This is a genomic window from Pseudomonas sp. CVAP#3 (assembly GCF_018986375.1).
GTDB lineage: Bacteria > Pseudomonadota > Gammaproteobacteria > Pseudomonadales > Pseudomonadaceae > Aquipseudomonas > Aquipseudomonas helvetica.
In genome coordinates, this window is the sequence record NZ_JAHMSC010000017.1 from 1 (window position 1) to 17,764 (window position 17,764).

Below are 17,764 nucleotides of genomic sequence, written 5' to 3' on the forward strand. Positions count from 1 at the left end.
CCAGCGGGAGCAAGCTCCCTCGCCACAACTGCGGTTGTGCCTGAAACATCGGCTTAAGTGAACAGCATTGCCGAATGATTCGGGGCTTTTCGTACGTGTGTCTCAGACCTCGCTGACTTCAAACACGAACGAGATCTTGCGGCTGCTGGCGCTCTAGACGTAGCGGATGGGCGTACGCACGCCAGTGGTTGTCATCACATCGTTAAACATCGGATACCGTTGCACGGATTCTCCTGGTTCTGATGACCACCGACACATGACTTGCGTTCAGGTTGACACATGCGTCATCTGTGGCAGAAAATCGACCCGAGAGCGCGAAACCGACTGCCTTCAGGTGGTGATAGTCGGCGTTAGGAACCCCGTTGATGGCCTGAAAATCAGCGCTCGGGTGAGACCTCTCCTCCCCTGCTTGAGGGAGCACAATATCAAGCAATCTCATCAAGAAAAGCAGCCTAATCAGGCTAATGCCAGTCAGTTAAGCTGACTGGCATTTTTATTTTTGATCGGATACTTCGGTGATTTCAGCCTGATGGCCCGAGGATAAATGCGCTCCTCTCGCCGATGAGGCAGCACATAGTGCGGGGCTGAGGCATGAAGCTCAGCCAGGTATTTGGGGATGTTCCCGGAGCGGTCGGCCGAGACGCTGTTGATAAACCCTAAAATTGCCCAGGTGCACGCAGTAAAGCTCATTTCGCACGGGTAAATACCCGGACAGTGGCGACTCATCTCCACCATCTGATAACGCAACAGGTTGTAGCCCAGCAACACTCCCCACAGTTCCTGCTCAATCATTTCGGGCGTCTTGCTACGCAACGTATAGCTGCTGTTGAGCAGCGTCTGCTTCATCTCCCGAAACCCTAACTCGATCTCCCATCGCTGGCTGTACAGATCGACGATTTCGTCGGATGGAAAGCGCAGCGGGTCGGTCATCGACGTCAGTATCTGGCACACCTTGCCCTTGACGGTTTTGCTCAGGAGTCGCGCGCTCAGGCGCTCCGGTAACCCCGGCCATTGCTTGCGGGCCTGCGGCGAAGTGCTTAACGAGACCACAGCATCCTGACGCCCCAAACGCTGAACCACTTCGTACTGCGCACCTTTGCGCAGTGGCATCAGCCAATGTCGCTCGGTGCCCGCTTGCTGCCATTGGTGCAGCAACCCCAAGGAGTAGAAGCCGCGATCAAACAGCGTCAGCGAGTGATCAGGCGTGGTGTCGATCAGTTGCTCAGCCAGTTTCATTTCGTTGCTGCGATAGCCGTCAAACGCACTGCCAATGAGCAAATGACTGGTCAACTCCATCTGACACACCATGCGTACCTGAGGAAAACCGGTGTCGCCATGTTGATTACTGGCCGAGTCATAGCGTGCTCGATTTTCTGGCGTATCGGGCGTTCGCCAAACAACGCCATCGACCCCAGTAAACGCAATCCGGCCCAGGTTGGATGGGCGGCTGCTTCATGCCAACTTTTCTGAGTCAGATGGAAGACCTGTCGTACAGCCTCGCAACCCAATCTCTGACGGGCTTGAACCACTGCACTGGGCGCCACCAACGGGCGTTGCCCAGGCAGCATGATGTTCATGCGACTGACCACATCCCAAGCCGACATCCGCCGAAAGAATGCCATGGAGATAACGCACCAGAGCATCATTTCCAACGGCAAGCGCCGCTTGCGCAGGGTCGCTACGCCTGCTTGTTCAAGTGCCTGCTCGACCAAAGAAGGATCGAGCAAGGAATCCAATCCCTCGATTGAGTTGGGAGTGGAGGCAATGTTGTGGGTCAGTTCCAGTGCCCGAGCGAGACGCATAAAAAAATCCGATGCCAATTCAGGCATCGGATTTTGATTTCTTGCGGCCAAAGGTCAAGCAAGAGGGCTTAACTGATCGGCATTAGGCTTGTGGGCGGTATTATTTTCTGATTTTCGCCTTGTTTTGTTGGTTTTTAAGGCGGTTGTTCTTTTTGTCCCCCCATTTGTCCCCCCACCTAGGTCCTGCGTAGGGCGGATTGCAGGGAATAAGTGGACGGCGCCAACACTTCCCCATCCGGGCCGAGAGTGATTCGCTCCACCTATGGGGCGGCAGCTGCGCAATCGCATTCGCCCGCTGCGTTGGCAGCCGCATGAGGGTGTCCTTCAAAAGAGCGGGCGTCAGTGCTATGCGTGATTAACGGTTTTCTATCCTGGCGCCACCTTTTTCAGGTGAAGCCAGGCTGTACTCACCTTCATCACAATGACCCCCAACAGCAGCAAGCCGGTGAGCGTCATGGCGAGCCCTTCCAGCAAGATGTTTGCCGGTACCTTATCGGCCACGACGCCTGTCAGCATGACCGAAACAAGAAAGGCCGCGCCTGTGCCGGTATCCAGCAATGCAATCACACGGGCATAGAAATCCCCAGCAACCTGTTGATAGATGCGCAACAGGCTCAGGGTAATGACCAGCCCCTCCGCCAGCCCCGTCACAGCCACCAACGGCAATGCCAAACCGAGGCTGTCGACTTGCGATACAACCCAGATAGAGGCACATATCAGGGTCAGACTGATCAACATCCATGCGCCATATTGCTGCACGACACGGGACCATGACGACAAAGCAAGTCCAGCCAACATGCCGACACCATAGGCGCCGAATAGCAACCCGACATCGGCCGGTGGACGTTCGAGCACCTGGACCACATAGACAAGCGCAAGAATCTCAAAACTGCCAAGGGCCAGCATCACCAGCATACTGGCCGTCATGGGCAGTATCAGGCTGGCTCCATAGCGTGAAACCGCCGTGCGCAAATCGCGCCAGATACCTGCTTCATCGGCCTGCTCCCGCTTGACATGGGGCGAGGGCAACAACACACACAAGACACTGGCGATGAGCAGCAGCACGCCAATTACCACAACCGCCACCACATGCCCGTAGTGACTGGCCAGCACGCCAGCCAACAGCGTACCGATGGCCATCCCTGACATGCGCGCGGCCATGATGATGGCGTTGGCAGCGGGTAGCCGATCTGCCGAAACCAGTCTGGGTAATAAGGCACTGGCACCCGGCACGAAGAACCGGTTGCATGTCGCCGCCAGGGCAGCGATGGCAAGGATAGGGATAAGCTGCCCACGCATCGCCGGCAGCAAGAGTGCCAGGATGATGAACAGACGCGCCACACAGGCCCAGACCAGTACCCGTTTGAGATCGGTGCGATCGGCGACTGCACCGGCCCATGCGCCGAACAGCAGCATCGGGATCAACTCGCAAATGACCAGCAACATGATGTTGAACGCCGACTGGGTCAGATCGAATACCACGATCTGCAGCAGCACGATCAGCATCCAATCCGCCACCGAAATCACCCACTGCAGACCGGTCAAGAGCAAAAGACCGGCGCCATGTCTGTGTAGCAGCCGCTTCACCGCGGGTCTTCCACAGTCAGGTTTTCCAGCGCGAGCTTGTCCTGGTCGTGCTTGAGCACAAATCGATGCAGGAGCATGCGAAGCAGTCGTCCGAGCCACTTGGGATTGGCTTGCATCCAGGCGTAACAGGCTTGCAGGCGACAGCCCATTTCGACTTTGCCCTGCTCGTTGGAAATACCAAAGTTAATGCTGCGCAATCCTTTGCCGATGGCGTGGCGAACGATCTGGTAGCCCATTGCGCGGTGGATGGACAGGCGACTCGTTGCCTCCAGATCCACGCCGCAATAGGTGGACTCCAGATGGTCGCCCAGAACAAAACAGAGGTCGAACGCATCAATACGTCCTTCCTTGCGCAGCAGCAACCACACCGCATGGTCGAGCTGGCTCATTTGCAGAAAGAAATCTTCGGTGACCATGATTTGGTCAGGCGAGTGATGTTTGCGATACAGCTGTAACCATAAGGCGTGCAAGCGCTGCGCTTCATCAATCGACAGTGCCTGACCCTCGCGAATTTCAAGACGGTAGCCTGCCTTTTCAAGCGATCGCATATCACGGCGTATGCTTTTGCGCTTGGGGTGCTGCTCCAGATACTGCTCAAAGTCTGTCCAGGGCAGCTCCAAATGCGCGCAGCTGTAGAGCTTGTCGAGCGCCTGCTTGTGGAGGTAGTCGGATGTCGGAAAATCCCGCCCGACGAACAATCGGACGCCGCGCTTGATTGAAGCCCGCTCCAGCGCAGTCACCAGACCATATCGCAGGCTTATGGAATTCGCAGTGACCGCTAACATCAGCGGCAACCCAGTATTGACCGGCGTTCCCAGGGTCGTGACGCGCAACGACATCCCATATGGCAGATGAATCCGCCATAGGGTGGCTACAGCAGCGCCGACCAGTTCACCGTTTGAAATGGCCAGCGCATAAAGGTACTGGCATTCCAGACCGCTGGCCTCCAGGGCAGCCATATACTCATGGCTGCAAAACTGATGAGGCTTGCACAGTTGATTCCAGGACGTTCGGTCAATCGTCGCAATCGAGTCCTTGATTTCAATATGTTCCGCCGCCCAAGTGGTGTCATTTGTGCAGGCCGGCAAGCCGATCCGCACCACCTGTTCCATGCGTGTCATATGCGACTTCCTGACCTAGTTCGCTGCCGCTAGCAGACGCTCGCCCAATCGACTGGGTGAGTCATCGCAACCGAGCAGATTTTCCAGACTATGGGCGAACCTCTCGATTTCCGCGTCGGTGTGGTGCCGGTGCAGGATCAGCCGTATCAGTGCCTGATTGGGCTTGACCGCCGGATAGCGGAAGATCGGCACGCAGAAGCCTTGTTGCTCCAACTGCTCCCGAACTTGCTCGGCCTTGCTGTCCTTGCCGATCAACACGGAGGTGATGTAAGACGGTGTGCTATTGAGCTGCAGGCCACTGTCAAGCAATCGCATGCGAAACGCCAAGCTTCTGCGCAGGAAGTCATCCATGATGGAAGGGTCGCGCTTGAGGTGCTCGATGATGGATGCCGCTGCGTCTGCCGTTGGCGGTTGAATGGCGGCAGTGAAGATCGACGTTCCACTCAGTACTTCAAAGGCGTCGATGTACTCCGCGTTGGCGCTGATCGCGCCGCCTTCCAGGCCTACTGATTTCGATAATGAGATCATGATGAAATCGGCGCGGCGAAGGTGCTGGAACTCTTCATAGAAATTGCGCTGCGGCTCGCCATACACCATGAAGCCATTGGCGTCGTCGATATAGCTCAGGGCATTGAATCGTTCACACACGTCCAGGATCGTACCGATAGGCGCCACACTCCCATCGGAGGAGTAGACACTTTCGAAAACCACAATGGCCTTTCGATCTCCGATATTTTGCAGAACACGCTCAAGGTCGGCCACATCGTTATGCTTGAACGACAGCAGCGATTCGCCGTACTTAAGGTGCCCGGCTGCTTTCCAGAGACTCCAGTGGCAATCACGGTCAAAGATCAGCACGGCATCGCGGTTGTCAATGCCGCTGCTGGGGGAGAAATTGAACTTCGCCGTCATGGCATTGATGAAGCCAAGGTTGGCCAGCATGCCTGAGGCAAACGTGAGTGTTTTGTCTTTGCCATGATGCTCGCTGAGCAACGTTTCCAATCGGAAATGTGGCTCGCAGACACCCTGCGTCGCCCGCGACCCACCGGTGGAAAGCCCATAGCGCTTGACCGACTCACAGAACGCATCGAGCACTTGCGGGTCCTGTTGCCAGCCAAGGTAGTTGATCCCCGAGAAATTCACATACGGCAGGCCATTGCGCGTGATACGCGAACCAGACATTCCTTCCATAATGACCGGCTCGCGCAGGAACCCTTCGGACACCGACGACTCAACGAAGCGCTGAAAGCCCCAGCGATCTACATTTGGTGATATTTCCATATGTCCCCCCTCCATTCATCCTGACTGCCAACATTTGATAAATCTTGACAAATGACTAAAAATAAGATTGTCGATTCGTTTTCCAGTAGTAGCAGTTAGTCATCTCAACGATTTACCACCGCATTCAGAAGCGCAATTATCGTTGCACCGCAATATCAAGTAACGATCAACAATCCATCAAGATCGCATGAAGGAGTGACCTGTGAGTTTAGGACGAGTACTGATCGTCGAGGATGATTTCGATGGGGCTGAAGTACTGGAGGCCTATCTTGGCCGGGATGGATTCCAGACGCGACATGCAGCAGATGGTCATAAAGCCCTGGACTACCACGCGCGTTGGCGGCCGGATCTGGTGCTGCTGGACATCATGTTGCCGGGACTCAGCGGCAACGAGGTTTTGACTGCCATTCGCCAACACTCAGCGACCCCAGTCATTATGGTGACCGCTGTTGGGCACGAACCCAGCTGCATCAACTCCCTGCTGTACGGTGCTGATGACTATGTGGTCAAACCCTACAACCCAGGGGAAGTGGTTGCTCGCGTGCATGCGGTGCTGCGGCGTTGGCGTGGGGGTGGCCAGGGTCAGTCGACCTTGCTACGGCATAATCACCTGGTCATTGATTTGAACGCGGCACTGGCGACCATTGAAATCAATGGCACGCGTCAGCCCCTGGAGTTGACTCGCACCGAGTTCAATCTACTGTCCATGATGATGGCAGCGCCATCGCGCATGTACACACGTGCCGAGCTGCTCGCCAACTGCCTGCCCGAAAGTGATGCGATGGAGCGAGTGGTCGATGCCCACCTGTACAACCTGCGACGCAAGCTGGAGCGTGCAGGCATTCACGATGTCGTTCTGACGGTGCGGGGGCTGGGGTATCGTTTCAGCAATCCGGCATGAGCACGGCAAAGAAAGGACTCTCCCGCCAACTCTGGTACTGGATCAGCCTGCGCATGACCGGCCTGGCACTGGCGGCCATACTGGTGGTGGGTGCTGGCATGTGGCTACGCTTCTTCTCGTGGGAAACCAAGCTGCGAAACGCACTGCCCGAGGCCGTGCGCCAGGAACTCAAGGTCCTGGAAGTCGACCATGTCGCCAATGCCGAGCGCCTGCGTGAAATCTATGGGCAATACCTCTATGGCGATTACTTCACGCCAGAGGTCCTCCGGGCGGATCTGCTGTGGTTCAGCGGGCTGGCACTGATTGCGCTCCCCCTGATTATCGGCGGCGGCATCTGGGTCTCGTTGCGCCTGTCGCGCCAACTCAGCGCCGTTGCGATCTCGGCAATGCACATCGCTGGCGGAGACTTCCGGTCACGAGCAGGCAACGTGCGCGATGCACCAGCAGCGCTGCATAGCCTGATGGCCGATTTCAACCACATGGCTGAGCGCCTGGAGCGGCAGGAGCGGGAATTACAGGCATCCAGCGCCGCCATCGCCCACGAGCTGCGCACGCCCCTCACCGCTGCCAAGGGGCGGCTACAGGGTCTGATCGATGGCGTATTCGAGGCCTCACCACAACAGTTGGCCATGATCATGCGACAGCTTGATCAGCTCAATCGGCTCATTGATGATCTGTACTTATTGTCGCTGGCCACAGCAGACCAGTTGCAGTTGACGCCCTCAAGCTTTGCGCTCAAGCCCCTGATGGAAGAGCGAGTGGCCTGGGCGGCACCACGCTTGCAACAGCAACCGGTGAACATCGTCCTCGACTGTCCGGACGGTTTGATGTTGATCGCCGATCGCGACCGCTTAGGCCAGGTACTGTCTATCCTGCTCGACAATGCCCTGTGCTACGCAGCATCCGGGGGCTATCTGGCGCTGCGGGCCAGCAAGCGGCAAGACCGGTTGCTGCTCGACGTCGAGGATGCTGGCCCGGGCTTCGCACCGGAGAATATCGAGCGCTCGTGCGACCGCTTCTGGCGTGCCGAACATTCGCGCTCTCGCCATGCAGGCGGCAGCGGGCTGGGGCTGTCGGTGGCAGTAGCTATCTGCCAAGCCCATGGTGGCAAGCTGAGTGTCCATAATCGTGCCGAGGGCGGCGGTCGCATCCATATCGAGCTGCCTGGCTGATTCAAGGCAAAGGCTGCGCCAGCCTGAAAGCGGGCACAGGCAAAACCTGGCCCGCTGTCCTTGACGAAGTCTTCATCGTTTCTTGGCGCGACCTTGTATCGAGGGCGGCTCACTACCGGGGTACTAAACCTCAAAGGATGAACCGCCATGAGCAAGCCCGTTTCTCGATACAAACACAAGCGGCACATGACCAGCGCTGTCTCGGTCTTCATTGCCGGCAGCCTCTGCTTGCTGATGCCGCTGAAAAGCCAGGCCCAGCAGCAAGTCGCTGACGTATCCACCAGCTTGTTTGGCGAAAAAACCGAGGTCACGGTGGGACTGGGTGCCGCCTACACCCCCCGCTATCTGGGCGCAAAAGAATCGCGAGCCATGCTGGTGCCGACACTGAGTATTTATCGCGGCATTTTCTTTGCCGATTCCGTGCGCGGCCTTGGCGCGGAATACCTGACTCAGAGCGGGTTTTACTCCAGCGTGGCAATCGGCTACGACTTTGGCCGTACTGATGAAGACAGCGTTTGGCGTCCTGGCTCCAAGCGACTCCAGGGGATGGGTGAAGTCACAGGCGCGACCACTGCCACGTTTCTGCTGGCACAGGATCTGACCTCCTGGCTGTCGATCAAGGGTGAAGCAGAGCTGCGCGTTGCCGGTCATAAGCGTGGTAATCGTTACCGGTTGGGCCTGGAAAGCACCGTACTGGAAACGGCAGGTGACGTGATTACCCTTGGCATGAACGTGCATGCCGGGGATAAGCGCTACAACCAAACCTACTTCGGGGTGAGCGATGCCCAGGCCCAGGCTTCCCGGTTCTCTCGTTTCGATGCCGAGTCCGGCGTCTATGCCTACTCGTTGTCAGCGGACTGGCAACATAATTTCAATCAGCATTGGGCGATGTTGGTCGGGTTGAATGTCATGGAGTTCCGCGAAGAGGCGGACAAAAGTCCTGTGGTGGAAGAAAAAACCGGCGTCACCAGTTTTGCCTCATTGCACTATTCATTCTGAGGCGAATAGACATCCATCGTGCGCGCACGTAGACAGCTCATCCCGGCGCGGGGGCCATGGTGCCGGAAACTGATTTGGTTGGCCTGTACCGTGGCGGCAGTCTTGTTATTGGTGACGGGCGCTTGGCTGCTCATGAGCGAGCCGCCCGTTTCAGTGCTGACACCGCTACCGCCTCCAAAATAATCTCAGACGCTCAAGGCAAGGCTGCGCCGTGGGCGTCTGTTCCGCAGACCGGCATTTGGCCGCACTTGATGAAATCTTGATTAAACCTTGAAAGACGATTGACGCGTGAAGAGCACACTTCCCTCCATGCCTCCTATGGATCGGAAACTTCACACCATGTCACGACAGTGCAATGCAGCATTTGTGATGGTGCTGCTATCAGGCTGCACTACGCTAATACCGCCGTATACAACACCCAACAACAGCACCTTGCCTGCGCATTACCAGCAAGGGAGCGGTAAAAGATTCGAGGATGCCGCACTAACCTCGGCGGCCGATAAAACCTGGCAGAGCTATTTTCCCGATCCTCATCTACAGGCTTTGATCCGCCAGGCTCTGCTTCACAACCACGACCTGCGCAGTGCCGCTTTGCGGGTTCGGCAAGCACAGGCTGCCTACCGCATCCAGCGCAGCTCCCTGACGCCCACTGTTGCCCTGGGAGTCGATGCGCAACGCTCGCGCACGCCTGCGGATCTGTCGGAAATCGGTCAGACCTCGACTGGCAACGAATTCAAGGCAGGTGTGGGTATCAGCAGTTGGGAGATCGACTTCTGGGGGCGTATCACCAGCCTGAACGAAGAAGCCTTGCAGCAATTCCTGGCGACCCAGGCCGGGCATCGGGCAGTGACGATCAGCCTGGTGGCGCAGGTGGCCGACGCCTGGATTGGCCTCCGCGAGCTGGATGAGCGCCTGCGCCTGGCTAACGCCGCTCAGGCCAACCAGAGCGAATCGCTGCGCATCTTCACACATCGGTTTGAGATGGGGTCAGTGACCAAGCTGGAACTGACCCAGGTGCAGACGCTGCTGACCCAGGCCGAGGCATTGGCGCTGCAACTGCAACAGCAACGCGACCTGCAACGCAATGCAGTGAATCTGCTGGTCGGACAGGTTGACCTCGTCGATGCCAACGACAGGCCTGTCGCCGATCAGACCCTGGTCCAGCCCCTGGATGCCGGCCTGCCATCCGACCTGCTGATCAACCGCCCGGACATCGTCGCGGCAGAGCATCGCCTGCGTGCCGCCAACGCCCATATCGGCGCGGCCCGCGCGGCCTTCTTCCCGCGCATCAGCTTGACCGCTTTCGGCGGCCTGGCCAGCGCAGAACTGAGCGACTTATTCAACGCAAGCAGCCGTGCCTGGAACTTCGCGCCAAGCCTGTCGTTGCCGGTCTTCGATGGGGGACTGAACCAGGCCAACCTGGATTTGGCGAATGTGCGCAAACACCTTGCCGTCGTTGAGTACGAGCAAATCATCCAGAGCGCCTTTCGCGACGTAGCGGATGCCCTGGCCAACCAGCACTGGCTGCAACAGCAATTATCAGTGCAGCAGCAAGCCGTCGAGATCCAGGAAGAACGCAGTCGGCTGGCGCGCCTGAGCCATGACCGTGGCCGGTCCAGTTTCCTGGAGGTGCTTGACGCCGAACGTGATCGTCTGCAGACCCAGCAACAAGTGGTACAAGCGCAACACGCACTGCTACGCAACCGGGTGGTGCTGTATGCCGCACTGGGTGGCGGCTCACGGCATGTGCCGAGCGCCCCGTTACTCGATCAGCCGCCATCCACCCTGTTTTCAGATATCGCAGAGGAATAACCCAGCCATGAGCGCCCCCATCAAGAAGAAAATCACCGCAGTTGCCATCGTGGCGGCCATTGCCGGTGCAGCCTGGATCGGCTGGGACTGGTTCGATCAACGCGCCGTGCCGGACGGTCTGATGGTCAGCAATGGACGCATTGAAGCCACGGAGGTGGACGTGGCCGCCAAATTTGGCGGTCGCGTCGCGCAGATCCTGGCCGATGAAGGTGACGAGGTACAGGCTGGGCAGGTGTTGGCACACATGCATATCGATTCGCTGCTGGCCCAGATGCGCGAGGCCCAGGCGCAATTGCAACGGGCAGAACATGCCGTGAAGGCCACTCAGGCGCAGGCGAACATGCGCCGCAGCGAGCAGGCCGCCGCCGAGGCTGTCGTGGTTCAGCGCCATACGGAACTGAATGCCGCCCAGCGTCGACTGGTGCGCACCGAGGTATTGGTCAAGGACGGCGCCACAACAGGCCAGGAGTTGGACGATGACCGCGCCAGCGTGGCGAATACCGGGGCCGCGCTCAATGCCGCGCGCGCGCAGGCTAACGCCGCCAGATCGGCCATCGAAGCCACCGACGCCGAAGTCACCGGCGCAATATCGACCGTCGCTGCAGCGCAGGCCACGGTCGAGCGCATCCAGTCCGAGTTGGACGACAGCACTCTCAAGGCCCCGCGCACTGGCCGCGTGCAGTATCGCCTGGCCCAGCCCGGCGAAATGCTCAGCGATGGCGGCAAGGTGCTTAACCTGATCGACCTGTCAGATGTCTACATGAGCTTCTTCTTGCCCACCGAAGCCGCCGGGCAAGTGGCCCTGGGCAGTGAAGTGCGCATCGTGCTGGACACCGCGCCGGACTTGCCGATACCCGCCAAGGTCACCTTTGTCTCGCGCCAGGCCCAGTTCACCCCCAAATTCGTGGAGACCGCCAATGAGCGGCAGAAGCTGATGTTCCGGGTCAAGGCTCGGATCGACAAAGCATTGCTGCGCAAGTACCAGGATTACGTAAAGTCCGGCCTGCCCGGCGTTGCCTGGATCAGGACCGATCCACAGGCCCAATGGCCTGAAGCCTTACAGCTTAGGGACTTGCCATGAACAGCCTCGTTGAACCCGTGGTTCGCTTGCGGGACGTAAGCCTGCATTACGGCAAGACCCAGGCGCTGGCGGGCATCACCCAGGACATCCCTGGCGGTTGCATGGTAGGGCTGATCGGCCCGGATGGCGTAGGCAAGTCCAGTCTGCTGTCGTTGCTCTCCGGCGCGCGTCGGGTACAGCAAGGCACAGTAGAGGTGCTGGGCGCCGACATCGCCAGCAAGGCCCACCGCGACCAGATCTGCCCGCGTATTGCCTACATGCCCCAAGGCCTGGGCAAGAACCTGTACCCCACACTGTCAGTGGAGGAAAACCTGCAGTTCATCGCACGATTGTTCAGTCAAAACGCCAGCGAACGGCGCCGACGCATCGACGATTTGACCCGTAGCACCGGCATGTATCCATTTCTTGCGCGACCCGCCGGGAAGCTTTCGGGAGGCATGAAGCAGAAACTGAGCCTGTGCTGCGCTCTGATCCATGATCCCGACCTGCTGATCCTCGACGAACCCACTACGGGTGTCGATCCGCTGGCGCGCGCGCAGTTCTGGGAACTGATCGCCCGTATCCGTCGCCAGCGAGTCGGCATGAGCGTGATCGTCGCCACCGCCTACATGGATGAAGCACAAGGTTTTGACTGGCTGGCAGTCATGGACGAAGGTCGGGTGCGGGCCACCGGCACGCCTGCCGAACTGCTGGCACGCACCAATTGCGATTCGTTGGAGTCGGCCTTCATCAGTTTGTTGCCGGACGAGAAAAAGCAAGACCACGAGCCTGTGGTCATTCCTCCCTTGCAGACCGACCCGGACGATATCGCCATCCAGGCCCAGGGACTGACAATGCGCTTTGGCGACTTCACGGCCGTGGATCACGTGAGCTTTCGCATCCGTCGCGGAGAAATCTTCGGGTTTCTCGGCTCCAACGGCTGCGGCAAGAGCACCACGATGAAAATGCTCACCGGCCTGCTACCCGCCAGCGAAGGCTGTGCCTGGCTGTTCGGCAAGGAGATCGACTCTCACGACCTTGCCACACGCAGTCGCGTAGGCTACATGTCGCAATCGTTCTCGCTCTATAACGAATTGACGGTAAAGCAGAACCTGGTCCTGCATGCCAAGCTATTCCATGTGCCCGCCACAGAGATCGACGCTCGCGTGCAGCAAATGGCCGGGCGTTTTGAATTGCTGGACGTCATGGATAGCCTGCCGCCCAGCATCCCCATGGGCATGCGCCAGCGCCTATCGCTGGCCGTGGCGATGGTTCACAAGCCCGAACTGCTTATTCTGGACGAGCCGACTTCGGGCGTCGATCCGGTGGCGCGCGACAAGTTCTGGCGCTTGTTGGTGCAACTGTCGCGGCGCGACCACGTGACCATCTTCATCTCCACCCACTTCATGAACGAGGCCGAGCGCTGCGACCGCATGTCGATGATGCATGCGGGCAAGGTGCTCGACAGTGATGCACCGATGCAGTTGGTGGAAAAACGCGGTGCCGCCAGCCTGGAAGAGGCCTTTATCGGTTATCTGATCGAGGCCGATAACAATACCGCGCATGTGCCGGATGAGAGCGCTCCCACACAGCACGGCACGGCCACAACAGCACCCGAACAGGCTCAGTCTTTCAGCCTGCAGCGTCTACTCAGCTACGCCTGGCGCGAGTCGCTGGAACTGCGGCGCGATCCGGTACGCGCCACACTGGCGCTACTGGGATCGCTGCTGCTGATGTTTGTTATCGGCTATGGCATCAGCACCGACGTCAATGACCTGCGCTACGCCGTGCTTGACCGTGATCAGACCGGCCTGAGCCATGACTACACCCTGGCGCTCTCCGGTTCGCCGTATTTTCTTGAGCGCCCGCCGTTGCACAGTTACGCAGAGCTGGACCGACGCATGCAGACCGGCGAACTGAGTCTGGTCATCGAGATCCCGTCCGGCTTTGCCCGCGACACCACGCTGGGGCGCAACGCCCAGGTCGGTGCCTGGATCAACGGCGCCATGCCCAGCCGCGCCGAAACCGTGCAAGGCTATGTGCAGGGCATGCACCTGCTCTGGCTGACGCAAAAATCCCAGCAATTGAACGGCAAAACCTATACCAACCCGGTCGAAGTGCAGACGCGCTTTCGCTACAACCCGGACATCAAGAGCCTGCCCGCCATCGTCCCGGCGGTGGTGCCATTGCTGCTGTTGATGCTGCCGGCGATGCTGACCGCGCTAGCCGTGGTGCGCGAGAAGGAACTGGGCGCGATCATCAACTTCTACGTCACCCCTGTCACCCGCACCGAGTTCCTGCTTGGCAAGCAACTGCCCTATGTGGCGCTGGGAATGCTGAACTTCCTGTTGATGAGCGTGCTGGCGGTGACCGTACTGGATGTGCCCATGAAGGGCAGCTTTGCCACCCTGGCGCTGGCCACCCTGGTGTTTCTGGTGATCTCCACCAGCATGGGGCTGGTCGCATCGGCCGTCACACGCAGTCAGATCGCCGCGATGTTCGCCGCGCTGATCGGCACGCTGGTGCCCGCCACCCAGTTCGCCGGGCTGACTACACCCGTTTCCTCGTTGGAGGGCATCGGCAAGCTGATCGGCGAAGCCTACCCGGCCACCCATATGTTTCTCATCAGCCGTGGCGTATTCGCGAAGGCTTTGGGGCTGGCTGATCTGCAGCAGTCCTTCATTGCCTTGTTGGTGGCCGTACCGCTGGTGATGGGTCTGTCGATTGCGATGCTGCACAAACAGGAGCGCTGAGATGAAACGCACTTTTTCCAACATCTGGCAACTGAGCGTCAAGGAGCTTCGCAGTCTGTGGCGCGATCCGGTCATGCTGCTGCTGATAGTCTTCAGCTTCACGGCGATGGTCTACACGGCCGCCTCGGCCATTCCAGACACCCTGAACAACGCACCGATCGCCTTCGTCGACGAAGATGATTCGCCCCTGTCGCAGCGCATCGCCACCGCTTTCTACCCACCTCAGTTCACGCAACCAGAGCACATCAGTGTTGCCGAGATGGACGCCGGTCTGGACTCCGGCCGCTATACCTTTGTGCTGCACATGCCGCCCAACCTGCAGCGCGATGTTCTGGCGGGTCGTCCCGCGCAGGTGCAGCTCAACGTCGATGCCACACGCATGGATCAAGCCTTCAGCGGCAGCGCCTATGTCGAGCAGATCGTCACCGATGAGGTCAAGACCTTCGTGCAGCGTTATCGAGGCAATTCGGCCCTGTCGGTGGAACTGGCGCTGCGCGCACGCTTCAACCCGGCGTTGGACAAGACTTGGTTCAGCAGCCTGCTGCAAATCATCGACAACATCACCATGCTGGCGATCATTCTGACCGGAGCCGCGCTGATCCGCGAACGCGAGCACGGCACTATCGAACACCTGCTGGTGATGCCGGTCACCCCCACGCAGATCATGCTGGCCAAGGTCTTGGCGATGGGCACGGTGGTGCTGGTGGCGGCGGCGTTGTCGTTGCAGTTCGTGGTACGCGGGTTGCTCGCCGTACCCATCGAAGGCTCGGTCTGGCTGTTCCTGGTCGGCGCCGCGCTGAGTTTATTTGCCAACACTGCCCTGGGCATCTATCTCGCCACCGTGGCCCGCAGCATGCCGCAGTTCGGCCTGTTGCTGATGCTGGTGCTGTTGCCGTTGATCCTGCTCTCCGGCGGCGCCACTCCGCGCGAAAGCATGCCCACGCTGGTGCAGTACCTGATGCTGGCCGCGCCCACCACCCACTTGGTGCAGTTGGGAGAAGGCGTGCTGTACCGCGGCGCGGGGCTGGACGTCGTGTGGGTTCAACTTCTTGCGCTACTACTCATCGGCAGCGTGCTGTTCGCACTTTCGTTGCAGCGTTTTCGCCGGATGCTTGCGCAGATGGATGGAGGCTGATCGATGCCTGGCCCTTCATGGCGCCAATGTGTCATTGCTGGAGATTTAAGCGGCTAGCTCGGCATCCTACGCAATGCCTGCGTTCGGCCTGCTGGAAGGGGCAGGAAGATCAAGAGCCAAAGCGCGTTTTACGCGCTTCTTGTAGCCGCGGCCGAAGGCTGCGAACGGGCTGCGCGGTATTAGTTGACCACTACAGGTGGCGTTAAACACCATTGGATAGAGAAATGCCTTATGGCCCCTGAATAGAGAGGCTATCAGTTGATTTCTCAGAATGGATAGGATTATTTCGGACAATTAAAAAGCCGGCTTGTGGCCGGCTTCTCGGGGACGGGCTTGGTTTATTTTTGGTAAACCGTACCAGCCTTCAAAACGTACACCCGGATCTTGCGTCCGGCTGTGGGACTTGGCGAGAAAGTCATCTGCCTTGTCGGTGCGATCGGACCAGCACAGGGCGGGGCGATGCAAATGTGGGGCGCAGCATACTGATTTTTGTGGGGAATTCCCAGCGTGAAGTGCTATCCAGAGCGTTGTGTTGCTTAAAAGGACGACTTGGTTTCAACTGAACGGCACCGGTGGCCGCTGTTTGTTCAGCGTGGACCACCAGAAGACCCAGCCGAGGATCTCGATGTTTTGTTCTTCGATCTGTTTGGCGCTGAAGATTTCGTCGGGGTAGCCATTGCTGTTGTGGCTGCGCAGTCGCAGGGCACCAGAGGGGAGGCGGTGCAGGTATTTGATGCGCAGCATGCCGGCGTGTTCGAGTGCATAGATCTGGCCGTCGACGACTTGGGTCAGGCTGCGGTCGATGGCGAGGGTCGAGCCGTCTTCGATTTTCTCCGACATGCTGTCGCCGACCATGGGCACGCAGATGGCTTGGGCCGGTTCGACCTCCAGGCTCTCGAGGTGGCTTCGCGGCAGGCGGATGAACTCGCCGGGGATTTCGACGACCTCGGTTTCGCTGGCGCCAGCGGTAATAGGGACTTCTTTATACAGCGGGATTTCTACATCGAGCGAATCGATGTTCACGGTGTATACGCCGCGTGTCTCTTGCGCGTCGAAAACGTTGCCGGTCTGATCGGTCAGTTGACCCGGGCCTGGGCCTGGGTGCCTGGGGCCTTCGCCGTTGAGCAGCCACAGGCTGTTGACGCTTAACAGGCGGGCGATTTCGTCCATGCGCGGATAGGGGACGCCGCGGATGTACCAGTTGTTCACGTGCTGGGGCTCGACGTTGCAGAAAGCCGCGAATGCCGTCGGGGTGATGTTCACCTCTTTCAGGAGCGCTTTGAAGCGTGGGCCGCATTTGTGCTTTTTCATGAATACGGAGTTTACGGGCCAGGGTGGCTGGATTAAATAAACAACCGGATCAATTTTCGCGGGAATATTCTGCTGTAGTGAAGGATATTGTTAGTTCATATTAAACATGTCTAAACGTTAGACTTTGTTTCATTAAACGCACTGTTTAACTTGATGTTTTAACGCTCATAAAAAAACCCCGGATAACCGGGGTTTCTTCAAGAGGTCAGTGGCGTTCAGCCAATGCCGTCTCAGCCTTTATAGGCAGCAACCGACTTCATGATCGCAGCGCGAGCGGCATCTGCGCCGTCCCAGCCTTCGATCTTCACCCATTTGCCTTTTTCGAGATCTTTGTAGTTCGCAAAGAAGTGCTCGATCTGCTGAATCAGCAGCGCTGGCAGGTCGGTGTATTCCTTCACGTCGACGTACAGCTGGGACAGCTTGTCGTGTGGAACAGCGATGACTTTAGCGTCGCCGCCGCCGTCGTCGGTCATGTTCAGGATGCCGACTGGACGCGCGCGGATCACCGAGCCTGGAGCAACCGGGTAAGGGGTCACGACCAGCACGTCGAGGGGATCACCGTCGTCCGCCAGGGTGTTCGGGATGTAACCGTAGTTGGCCGGGTAGAACATTGGGGTGGCCATGAAACGGTCAACGAACAGGCAATCGCTGTCTTTGTCGATTTCGTATTTGATCGGCGCGTGGTTGGCCGGAATCTCGATCGCGACGTAGATGTCGTTCGGCAGGTCTTTGCCAGCCGGAATCTTGCTGTAGCTCATTGGGCGGTGCCCCCGTAAGTGGCCAAATGACTTGGCCGGATTGACCAAAAAGTGGCGGCGATTATAGGCATA

The 17,764-nt window shown here is 58.6% G+C and carries 12 protein-coding genes and 1 pseudogene; 7 read left to right on the forward strand and 6 right to left on the reverse strand.

Annotation, left to right across the window (positions count from 1 at the left end; all coding sequences use genetic code 11):
* Positions 1–471: 471 nt before the first annotated feature.
* The 4 genes and pseudogenes from KRR23_RS23000 to KRR23_RS23015 form a co-directional block, all read right to left on the reverse strand.
* Positions 472–1,802, reverse strand: a pseudogene (locus KRR23_RS23000) (IS4 family transposase).
* A gap of 366 nt (positions 1,803–2,168) precedes the next feature.
* Positions 2,169–3,389 carry an MFS transporter gene (locus KRR23_RS23005; protein WP_216744380.1) on the reverse strand — a complete coding sequence of 407 codons (1,221 nt, stop codon included), beginning with the start codon at positions 3,387–3,389 and terminating at the stop codon, positions 2,169–2,171.
* The gene (locus KRR23_RS23010; protein ID WP_216744381.1) at positions 3,386–4,510 is read right to left on the reverse strand and encodes a GNAT family N-acetyltransferase; all 1,125 of its coding nucleotides are present in this window, start codon (positions 4,508–4,510) and stop codon (positions 3,386–3,388) included. The genes KRR23_RS23005 and KRR23_RS23010 overlap by 4 nt, the downstream gene beginning before the upstream one ends.
* A gap of 15 nt (positions 4,511–4,525) precedes the next feature.
* Complete coding sequence (locus tag KRR23_RS23015; RefSeq protein ID WP_216744382.1) at positions 4,526–5,791, reverse strand: pyridoxal phosphate-dependent aminotransferase family protein; 1,266 nt, start codon at positions 5,789–5,791, stop codon at positions 4,526–4,528.
* A 202-nt stretch (positions 5,792–5,993) separates the two neighbouring features.
* Between KRR23_RS23015 and KRR23_RS23020 the strand changes: the two genes are divergently transcribed.
* From KRR23_RS23020 to KRR23_RS23050, 7 genes are all read left to right on the forward strand, one after another.
* A complete protein-coding gene (locus tag KRR23_RS23020) occupies positions 5,994–6,692 on the forward strand; it encodes a response regulator (RefSeq protein WP_216744383.1) in 699 nt (232 codons plus the stop codon).
* Positions 6,689–7,864, forward strand: coding sequence for a cell wall metabolism sensor histidine kinase WalK (locus tag KRR23_RS23025; protein ID WP_216744384.1), 1,176 nt, complete (start codon positions 6,689–6,691; stop codon positions 7,862–7,864). The genes KRR23_RS23020 and KRR23_RS23025 overlap by 4 nt, the downstream gene beginning before the upstream one ends.
* Positions 7,865–8,011: 147 nt before the next feature.
* Positions 8,012–8,863 (forward strand): MipA/OmpV family protein, encoded by an 852-nt coding sequence (locus tag KRR23_RS23030; protein WP_216744385.1) that lies wholly within the window; start codon positions 8,012–8,014, stop codon positions 8,861–8,863.
* 369 nt (positions 8,864–9,232) lie between these two features.
* Positions 9,233–10,675: an efflux transporter outer membrane subunit gene (locus KRR23_RS23035; RefSeq protein ID WP_216744386.1), complete on the forward strand. Its 1,443-nt coding sequence runs from the start codon at positions 9,233–9,235 to the stop codon at positions 10,673–10,675.
* 7 nt (positions 10,676–10,682) lie between these two features.
* Positions 10,683–11,756, forward strand: a complete 1,074-nt coding sequence (locus tag KRR23_RS23040; RefSeq protein ID WP_216744387.1) for an HlyD family secretion protein — start codon at positions 10,683–10,685, stop codon at positions 11,754–11,756.
* The gene (gene rbbA / locus KRR23_RS23045) at positions 11,753–14,488 is read left to right on the forward strand and encodes a ribosome-associated ATPase/putative transporter RbbA (RefSeq protein ID WP_216744388.1); all 2,736 of its coding nucleotides are present in this window, start codon (positions 11,753–11,755) and stop codon (positions 14,486–14,488) included. Before KRR23_RS23040 ends, rbbA begins: the two co-directional genes overlap by 4 nt.
* Before the next feature lies 1 nt (position 14,489).
* Positions 14,490–15,623, forward strand: a complete 1,134-nt coding sequence (locus tag KRR23_RS23050) for an ABC transporter permease (protein WP_216744389.1) — start codon at positions 14,490–14,492, stop codon at positions 15,621–15,623.
* 555 nt (positions 15,624–16,178) lie between these two features.
* On the opposite strand, the gene KRR23_RS23055 is transcribed toward KRR23_RS23050, so the two are convergent.
* Complete coding sequence (locus tag KRR23_RS23055; RefSeq protein WP_216744390.1) at positions 16,179–16,934, reverse strand: S24 family peptidase; 756 nt, start codon at positions 16,932–16,934, stop codon at positions 16,179–16,181.
* A gap of 230 nt (positions 16,935–17,164) precedes the next feature.
* The gene (gene ppa / locus KRR23_RS23060; RefSeq protein ID WP_019693833.1) at positions 17,165–17,692 is read right to left on the reverse strand and encodes an inorganic diphosphatase; all 528 of its coding nucleotides are present in this window, start codon (positions 17,690–17,692) and stop codon (positions 17,165–17,167) included.
* Between the last annotated feature and the right edge of the window lie 72 nt (positions 17,693–17,764).